Here is an 8,430-nt window from a genome sequence, read left to right on the forward strand (position 1 = left end):
AGAACGCTCTCTTCGATCACCCGGACGGTCACCGCGTCGACCGTTGGAACGGTAAAACGATTTTTGTCTGCGCGCGTCTCCGGCACCGGAGCAGCGCCCGCCGTGTTTTGCCTCCACGCGTCCCCGGCGCCGGCGCGGCATCCGCCGTACCCTCGTTCACCGTTAATCCTTTTGAGACTCCGCAGGGCCATCGCTAAGCTGGTCGATTCGCTGCCCGATGACCACCACCTCCGTTTATCGAATGGGAGGCGCTTCAGCGTGCCCGCACATCAATTGGCCCCCGACATAACCGACGACTCCGCCCGGATCCTCGCCGCCGAGCGCGAGCATCTGGCCACCTCCAGGGCGGCGCTGCGCGCGATGCGCGAACACGCCCGGTCCCTCTCCTCCGACGCCGCCGGAGACTGGGTCTCCCAGCAGATCCTGCAGGCGCTGCTCGACCAGCGCGTCGAGGCGCTCGCCGACCACTCCGGCACGCCCCTGTTCTTCGGCCGCCTCGACCGCCAGGCCGGAGACGACCTTCCCACCACGGTCTACGTCGGGCGCAGGCACGTCCACGACGACAGCAGCCGTCCCCTGGTCATCGACTGGCGGGCACCGGTCTCGCGGGCCTTCTACCAGGCGAGCCCGTCCGACCCGATGCGCGTCGCCCTGCGCCGCAGGTTCGGCTATCGAGGCGGCGACCTGACCGCGTACGAGGACGAGCACCTCGACCAGGGCGGCGCCGCCCTCGCCCAGAGCAGGATCCTCACCGAGGAGATCGAGCGTCCCCGGTCGGGGCCGATGCGCGACATCGTCGCGACGATCCAGCCCGACCAGGACGAGATCGTCCGCTCGGAGCTGGGGCGGACGGTGTGCGTCCAGGGTGCCCCCGGCACGGGGAAGACCGCGGTGGGCCTGCATCGGGCCGCCTACCTGCTCTTCACCCACCGCGAGCGGCTCGCCAGGTCGGGCGTGATGATCGTCGGCCCGAACCGGGCGTTCCTCTCCTACATCTCCTCCGTCCTGCCCGCCCTGGGCGAGGTCAAGGTCGACCAGACCACGGTCTCCGGGATCCTCGGCGACCACTCCGCCCCCGAGGACCCCGCCGTCGGCACCGTCAAGGGCGACGCGAGGATCGTCGCCGTGCTCCGACGCGCCCTGTGGGCGCACGTCGTCAAGCCCACCGAGGGCGTGCTGTTCACCAAGGGGATCAACCGCTACCGGGTGGCCGACCACGAGGTCCGCGAGATCGTCGCCTCGCTGCGCGGCACCACCCGCTACGGACCGGGGCGCGCCACGCTCGCCCAGCGCCTCGCCCACCTGGTGCTCGTCCGGATGGAGCAGCGCGGCGAGTCTCCCGACGACCGGGTGCAGGACGCGGTGGCCAGGTCCAAGCCGGTCAGGGCGCTCGTGGACGCGGTCTGGCCCAAGCTGACCCCGCAGCAGGTGCTCCACCGGCTGTTCAGCGACCCCGCCTTCCTCGCCGCCGCCGCCAAGGACGACCTCACGGCCTCCGAGCAGTCGCTGCTGCTGTGGGCGAAGCCTGCCAAGTCCTTCCGCTCGGCGAAGTGGTCGGCGGCCGACGGCGCGCTGATGGACGAGCTGGCCGACATGATCGAGCGGACCGCCCCGCTGGGCCACCTGGTCGTGGACGAGGCCCAGGACCTGTCGGCGATGCAGTTGCGCGCCCTCGGCCGGCGCTGCCGCACCGGCTCGGCCACCGTGCTGGGCGACCTCGCGCAGGGCACCACGCCCTGGTCCGCCCGCTCCTGGACCGAGGTCCTCACCCATCTCGGCTTCGAGGACGGCGCCGTCACGGAGCTCACCCTCGGCTTCCGTGTGCCGCGCGAGGTCCTCGACTACGCGGCCAGGCTGCTGCCCTCCGTCGCCCCGGACCTGGCCGCCCCCCGGTCACTGCGCCCCGGCGCGGGCTCCCTGTCGGTGCGTCCGGCACCCGACCTCGCCGAGGCGCTCGCCCGCGCCGCGGAGGAGGCCCTCTCCCGCGAGGGGTCGATCGGCGTCATCGTCCCCGACGCCCTCGCGGGCGCCGCGTCCGAGGCCCTCTCCCACCTGGATCACCGGGTGCTGAGTCCCGACACGGTCGAGGACCACCGTCTCCTGGTCGTCCCCGCGTCCCTGGCCAAGGGCCTGGAGTACGACCACGTGATCGTGGCCGAGCCTGCGGACATCGTCGACGCCGAACCTCGCGGCCTGGCCCGCCTGTACGTGGTCCTGACCCGCGCGGTCACCTCACTCACCGTCCTGCACGGCCGGGAGCTTCCCACCCAGCTCTCCGGGTGACCTTGTCTGGCCGGTCGGCGCCAGGCGGTGCGGACGGCTCCTCGGCCGGGGCACCAGGTTCGCCGCCCTGATCCCGAAAGGACTCTTGCCGACCGGGATGACGTCGACGACCCTTCTGGTCCTGGTGCTGATCACCGACACGCTGTCCGCATCCAGGTTGGTCACATAGAGCCAGGTGCCGTCCGGGGAGATCGTGATCCCGAAATGAGCACCCTCGACCGGGATCGTGTCGATGACCTTGTTGGTCTTGGCGTCGATCACCGCCACGCTCTCCGGGATCAGCAGGGTCACGTAGACAAGGGCGTTGTCAGCGGAGACCACGACCCTGGAAGGAGAGCTACCGACGGGGATCGTGGAGACGACCTTGTTGGTCAACGTGCTGATCACCGACACGGTGTCGGAGCCCTGGTTGGCCACGTAGACGTGGAGGCCATTGGGGGCGAACCTGATTCCGAACGGGCTCTTACCGACCGGGATGGTGGCGATGACCTTGTTGGTCAACGTGCTGATCACCGACACGGTGTCGGAGCCCTGGTTGGCCACGTAGACACGGCGATAGGGAATGGCGGTGATTCTGAACGGGTTACGGTCGACCGGGATGGTGGCGATGACCCTGTTGGTCGCCGTGTTGATCACCGATACGGTGTCCTTCCGCACATCGGTCACATAGACACGGGTGCCGCCATAGGAGACGTCGATCCCGATGGGGTTGCCACTGACGGGGATGGTCGCGGTGACCTCTCTGGTCGTCGCGTCGATCACCGACACGGTGGCCGACTGCGAATTGGCCACGTAGACATGCGCGTTGTCGGGAGCGACCGCCACCCCGATGGGGTTTTCGCCGACGGGGATGGCGGCGATCACGTCGTTGGTCGTCGCGTCGATCACCGACACGGTGTCCGACTGCGAGTTGGCCACGTAGACGACGTTGTTCGGCGGCGTGTCCGCCGCGTCCGCGGCCGTCGGCGCCATCAGACCGGCCACGACGACCAGCGCCACCATGGCGGGAAGGACACACGACCGCCACCCGCCCTCAGATGCTTTCCAGTGGTGGTGATACATCGTCATCCTCCGCCGTGCCGTCAAGAACCCCGTTGTCGCAGCAAGCACTTCGTTCTATGACCGCACGGCGTCGCGTTAAGGAAACGACACACCGGCTTGCAATATCGTTTCGCCCGCCTTGTCCACTCATTGCCTGACGACACCGAAGCCGAACGGACGGCATGGAGGTGATCGCGCCCTCTCGGCCCCGCCCGGCCCTTTCGAGGCCCCTTCTCGCCCGCGACTCCGCACTCCGGGCCGCCGGATCGAACTCCGCCTCTCCCTGCCTCTCCGCCGGCGCCCGTCGGGGCGGCCCTCTCAAGGAGGTACGACGACCAATGGCTGATATCACCTCGGGGAAGTACGCATAAAAGAGGCGACCCCGAGATCTCGGGGTCGCCTCTTTTATGCGAAAGCGGCTGGACTCAGAAGTCCATGTCGCCGCCGCCGGGCATGGCGGGGGCGGCTCCGGCCTTCTCGGGCTTCTCGGCGATGACGGCCTCGGTGGTGAGGAACAGCGCCGCGATGGACGCCGCGTTCTGCAGCGCGGAACGCGTCACCTTGGCCGGGTCGATGATGCCCGTCTCGAACAGGTTGACGTACTCGCCGGTGGCGGCGTTGAGGCCCTCACCCGCGGGAAGGTTGCGTACCTTCTCCACGACGACGCCGCCCTCAAGGCCGGCGTTCACCGCGATCTGCTTCAGCGGCTCCTCCAGAGCCTTCTTCACGATCGCGGCACCGGTGGCCTCGTCGCCGAAGAGCTCCAGCTTGTCGAACGCCTTCGCGCCGGCCTGCAGCAGCGCCACGCCACCGCCGGGGACGATGCCCTCCTCGACGGCCGCCTTCGCGTTGCGAACGGCGTCCTCGATGCGGTGCTTGCGCTCCTTGAGCTCGACCTCGGTCGCGGCACCGGCCTTGATGACGGCCACGCCGCCGGCCAGCTTGGCCAGACGCTCCTGGAGCTTCTCGCGGTCGTAGTCGGAGTCGGTGTTGTCGATCTCGGCGCGGATCTGGTTGACCCGACCGGCGATCTGCTCGGCGTCACCGGCGCCGTCGACGATGGTGGTCTCGTCCTTGGTGACGATGACCTGACGGGCGCGACCGAGCTGGTCCAGGGTGGTGGACTCCAGCTTCAGGCCGAGGTCCTCGCTGATGACCTGGGCACCGGTCAGGATGCCGATGTCGCCCAGCATCGCCTTGCGACGGTCACCGAAGCCGGGCGCCTTGACCGCGACCGAGCGGAACAGGCCACGGATCTTGTTCACGACCAGGGTGGCCAGGGCCTCGCCCTCGACGTCCTCGGCGATGATCAGCAGCGGCTTGCCGGCCTGCACGACCTTGTCGAGAACCGGGAGCAGGTCCTTGTTGGCGGACACCTTGGAGTTGACGACGAGGATGTACGGGTCGTCGAGGACGGCCTCCATACGCTCCGGGTCGGTGACGAAGTACATCGAGGTGAGGCCCTTGTCGAAGCGCATGCCCTCGGTGAGCTCAAGCTCGAGACCGAAGGTGTTGCTCTCCTCGACGGTGATGACGCCTTCCTTGCCGACCTTGTCCATCGCCTCGGCGATCATCTCGCCGATCTGCGGGTCGCCCGCGGAGATGGACGCCGTGGAGGCGATCTGCGCCTTCGTCTCCACGTCCTTGGCGAGCTTGGACAGCTCCTCCGACACGCGCTCGACGGCGGCCTCGATGCCCTTCTTCAGGGACATCGGGTTGGCGCCGGCGGCGACGTTGCGAAGACCCTCGCGTACGAGAGCCTGGGCGAGCACGGTGGCGGTGGTGGTGCCGTCACCCGCGACGTCGTCGGTCTTCTTCGCGACCTCCTTGACGAGCTCGGCCCCGATCTTCTCCCACGGGTCTTCGAGCTCGATCTCCTTGGCGATGGAGACACCATCGTTGGTGATGGTGGGGGCGCCCCACTTCTTCTCCAGCACGACGTTACGGCCCTTGGGGCCGAGGGTCACCTTGACGGCGTCCGCGAGCTGGTTCATGCCGCGCTCGAGACCGCGCCGGGCGTCCTCGTTAAACGCGATCATCTTGGCTGCCATACGGCTAACCTCCCAGAGAAAGGGTGGCTTACACCGGACCGAGCCGACGCCCGCGACGGCATGTGGGCCCACGACTCCGTTCGGCGGGCCCCATCGCCTCGATCCAGGATTGGCACTCTCTATGCGTGAGTGCCAAGAATCTGTTTAGCACTCTACCCCGACGAGTGCAAGCCGCGTCCCGTTGACCTGGGCCGCGCGTGGGACGATCTTCGGCTTCTCGTCATGTCCGCGAAGATCCCGCGTCACGTCGGCGTACGCGATGCGTCATCATCGGCGCCTTTGGCGCCTTTGGGATCACCGGCGTCATTGCCGTCGTCGGCGCATGCCCGAACGACACGAACGCCCGGCTCGCCGGATGAGGGCGAGCCGGGCCTGGGCGGTGGGGGTTCAGCGGACCGCGACACCTCGGGACCCGCCGGCTCCTCCCTGCGAATTCATGAAACGGCCGCGTCAGACCGCCCGGACGGATTCCGCCTGGGGGCCCTTCTGCCCCTGGGTGATCTCGAACTCGACCCGCTGTCCCTGCTCCAGGGCGCGGTAGCCATCCATCATGATCGCGGAGTAATGGACGAACACATCCTTACCACCGTCTACCGCGATGAAGCCGTAGCCCTTGTCCGCGTTGAACCATTTGACGGTGCCCTGCGCCACTTGCGACTCCTCTTACTGGTCTTAAAGGACGACGCCCATTCCTCTCGCGAAGTCCCCAATCTCCGGGGCGGACTTCGCCACGTCGATCGTTCCGACCATACCTGTGGGAAGCGGTCGGGCAACAGAGTCAAGCACCAAACTACCTCTTTACGAGAGCTTTTATCACGAGGAGAAAGTTTCATCATCACTACTAGTTAGTCAGGGGTTACATTATTCGTCCACGCGACAAATATGAGCTTCTGTCATAAAACACGGCACCCGCCCGGCCGGAGCCGGGCGGGTGCCGTGGATTCGCGGGTGCCGCCGGGGATGACGCGGTGCGACGCGAGGCGGTCAGGGCCGCGTCAGGGCGGAGGAGTCAGCCTCCGGCCACCGCCGGGATGATGGAGATCTGAGCGCCCGAGGGTGTGGCCGTGTCGAGGTTGTCGGCAAAACGGACATCCTCATCTCCCACATAGACATTGACAAAACGTCGGATCTTTCCCGATTCATCGAGAATCCGGGCACCGATCCCCGGGAAGTCCGCGTCGAGCTTCTGCAGAACATCGCGCAGGGTCTCCCCCTCTCCGTTCACCTCGGCGGCGCCATCGGTGTAAGTCCGGAGAATCGTCGGAATCCGCACAGAAACGCTCATAATTCAGTACCTTTCACGATTTCTAGGCGATAGCCGCACGGAATGCGTCAAGAGAAGGCCGAATCACCGCGGTCGGGCGTGCCTCCCCGGCCACCGCGTCAAGGGTCTTGAGACCGTCACCGGTGTTGAGGACCACGGTCTCCGCGTCGGGGTCGAGCGTGCCCGAGGCGACCAGTTTGCGCAGCACCCCGACGACGACGCCTCCCGCGGTCTCGGCGAAGATGCCCTCGGTCCTGGCCAGCAGCCGGATCGCGTCGACGATCTCGGCGTCGGTGACGTCCTCGACCGCGCCACCGGTGCGGCGGGCGATGTCCAGGACGTACGGGCCGTCGGCCGGGTTGCCGATCGCGAGCGACTTGGCGATCGTGTCCGGCTTGACCGGGCGGATCACGTCGTGGCCCGCCTTGTAGGCGGCGGAGACCGGGGAGCACCCCTCGGCCTGGGCCGCGAAGATCTTGTAGGGCTTGTCCTCGACCAGGCCGAGCGCGATCAGCTCCTTGAAGCCCTTGTCGATCTTCGTGAGCTGCGAGCCTGACGCGACCGGGATGACGATCTGGTCGGGGACGCGCCAGCCGAGCTGCTCGGCGATCTCGTAGGCGAGCGTCTTGGAGCCCTCCGCGTAGTACGGGCGGAGGTTGACGTTGACGAAGCCCCACTGGTCGCCCAGCTCGTCGCCGATGAGCTCGGAGCAGAAGCGGTTCACGTCGTCGTAGGTGCCCTCGATGCCGATGAGCCTGCCGCCGTACACGGAGGCCATCACGATCTTGGCCTGCTCCAGGTCGGAGGGGATGAACACGCAGGCGTCCAGCCCGGCCCGCGCGGCGGCGGCGGTCACGGCGCCGGCCAGGTTGCCGGTGGAGGAGCAGGAGAGGGTGTGGAAGCCGAAGTTGCGGGCCGCCTCGACGGCGATGGCCACCACGCGGTCCTTGAAGGAGTGGGTGGGGTTGCCGGAGTCGTCCTTCACGTGCAGGGAGCGGATGCCCAGCTCGCGGGCGAGGTTGCCGGCGTTGACGAGCTTGGTCCAGCCCGGCGCCATGTTGGGCTTGGAAGCCACGTCCTCGGGGACGGGCAGCAGCGAGCGGTAGCGCCAGATGTTGGTCGGCCCCTCGGCGATCCGCTCCCGGGTCACCCGCCCGAAGTCGTACGCGATCTCAAGGGGCCCGAAACACTCGCTACAGGCGAAGCTGGGGCCGAGGTCGTAGCGGGCACCGCACTCCCGGCAGGACAGGGCGGCGGCGGGGCCGAAGCGCCGGTCACGCGCGCCGTCGGCAGCGCCGGAGGAGGTGGTGGTGTTCTCAGTGGTTGCGAGCGCCATGAAGCGAGGCCTTTCCCTCATCTTCGTCTGGACCACCCTGGTCGCAGACCGGAATTGGCACCTGTCCCGGCCGACCTCGTGTCGATCACGAGTCTTGAACCGGGATGGTTGCCGGGGCTTCGCAGGGCCGGTCCCTCCACCCCTCTGGATGAGCAGATATTCAGTTGGAAACCCGACGCGCGGGTCTCAAGCACTCTACCCCGCCCTGCCGCGCTCCTGACCTCATGTCTCACTGTGCGAGACACAGCGTGTTATCCAGCGGACAACCGGATCCAGGCCACCCGCCGCGAGGCACGTGGCGAGCACCCCGTACAAGCAGGTGAGGCCCCCGCCGGGGGGGGGGGGCGGGGGGGGGGGCCCCCCCCCCGGGGGCCCCCCCCCCCACCCCGGCGGCCCCCCCCGCCCCCCGGCGGGGGGAGGGGGGGGGTGGCCGGCCCGGGTAAAACACGGGGGTG

The 8,430-nt window shown here is 68.1% G+C and carries 6 protein-coding genes and 1 riboswitch; of the genes, 1 reads left to right on the forward strand and 5 read right to left on the reverse strand.

Annotated elements, in window-relative coordinates; genetic code table 11:
* Positions 1-258: 258 nt before the first annotated feature.
* On the forward strand, positions 259-2,283 hold the full coding sequence (locus ACIBH4_RS07650) for an AAA family ATPase (RefSeq protein ID WP_362768563.1): 2,025 nt from the start codon (positions 259-261) through the stop codon (positions 2,281-2,283).
* On the opposite strand, the gene ACIBH4_RS07655 is transcribed toward ACIBH4_RS07650, so the two are convergent.
* The 5 genes from ACIBH4_RS07655 to thrC all read right to left on the reverse strand — a co-directional run bounded on the left by ACIBH4_RS07655 (position 2,233) and on the right by thrC (position 7,975).
* Positions 2,233-3,285 carry a YncE family protein gene (locus ACIBH4_RS07655; protein WP_362768560.1) on the reverse strand — a complete coding sequence of 351 codons (1,053 nt, stop codon included), beginning with the start codon at positions 3,283-3,285 and terminating at the stop codon, positions 2,233-2,235. The genes ACIBH4_RS07650 and ACIBH4_RS07655 overlap by 51 nt on opposite strands.
* A gap of 464 nt (positions 3,286-3,749) precedes the next feature.
* Positions 3,750-5,375, reverse strand: a complete 1,626-nt coding sequence (gene groL, locus ACIBH4_RS07660; protein WP_362520650.1) for a chaperonin GroEL — start codon at positions 5,373-5,375, stop codon at positions 3,750-3,752.
* Positions 5,376-5,825: 450 nt separating this feature from the next.
* Positions 5,826-6,026, reverse strand: coding sequence for a cold-shock protein (locus ACIBH4_RS07665; protein ID WP_012895270.1), 201 nt, complete (start codon positions 6,024-6,026; stop codon positions 5,826-5,828).
* Between the two features lie 358 nt (positions 6,027-6,384).
* Positions 6,385-6,660: a MoaD/ThiS family protein gene (locus ACIBH4_RS07670; protein ID WP_362520654.1), complete on the reverse strand. Its 276-nt coding sequence runs from the start codon at positions 6,658-6,660 to the stop codon at positions 6,385-6,387.
* 22 nt (positions 6,661-6,682) lie between these two features.
* On the reverse strand, positions 6,683-7,975 hold the full coding sequence (gene thrC / locus ACIBH4_RS07675; protein ID WP_362520656.1) for a threonine synthase: 1,293 nt from the start codon (positions 7,973-7,975) through the stop codon (positions 6,683-6,685).
* A gap of 14 nt (positions 7,976-7,989) precedes the next feature.
* Positions 7,990-8,130, reverse strand: a riboswitch (SAM riboswitch).
* Between the last annotated feature and the right edge of the window lie 300 nt (positions 8,131-8,430).

This window comes from Streptosporangium sp. NPDC050284, assembly GCF_044459525.1.
Classification (GTDB): domain Bacteria; phylum Actinomycetota; class Actinomycetes; order Streptosporangiales; family Streptosporangiaceae; genus Streptosporangium.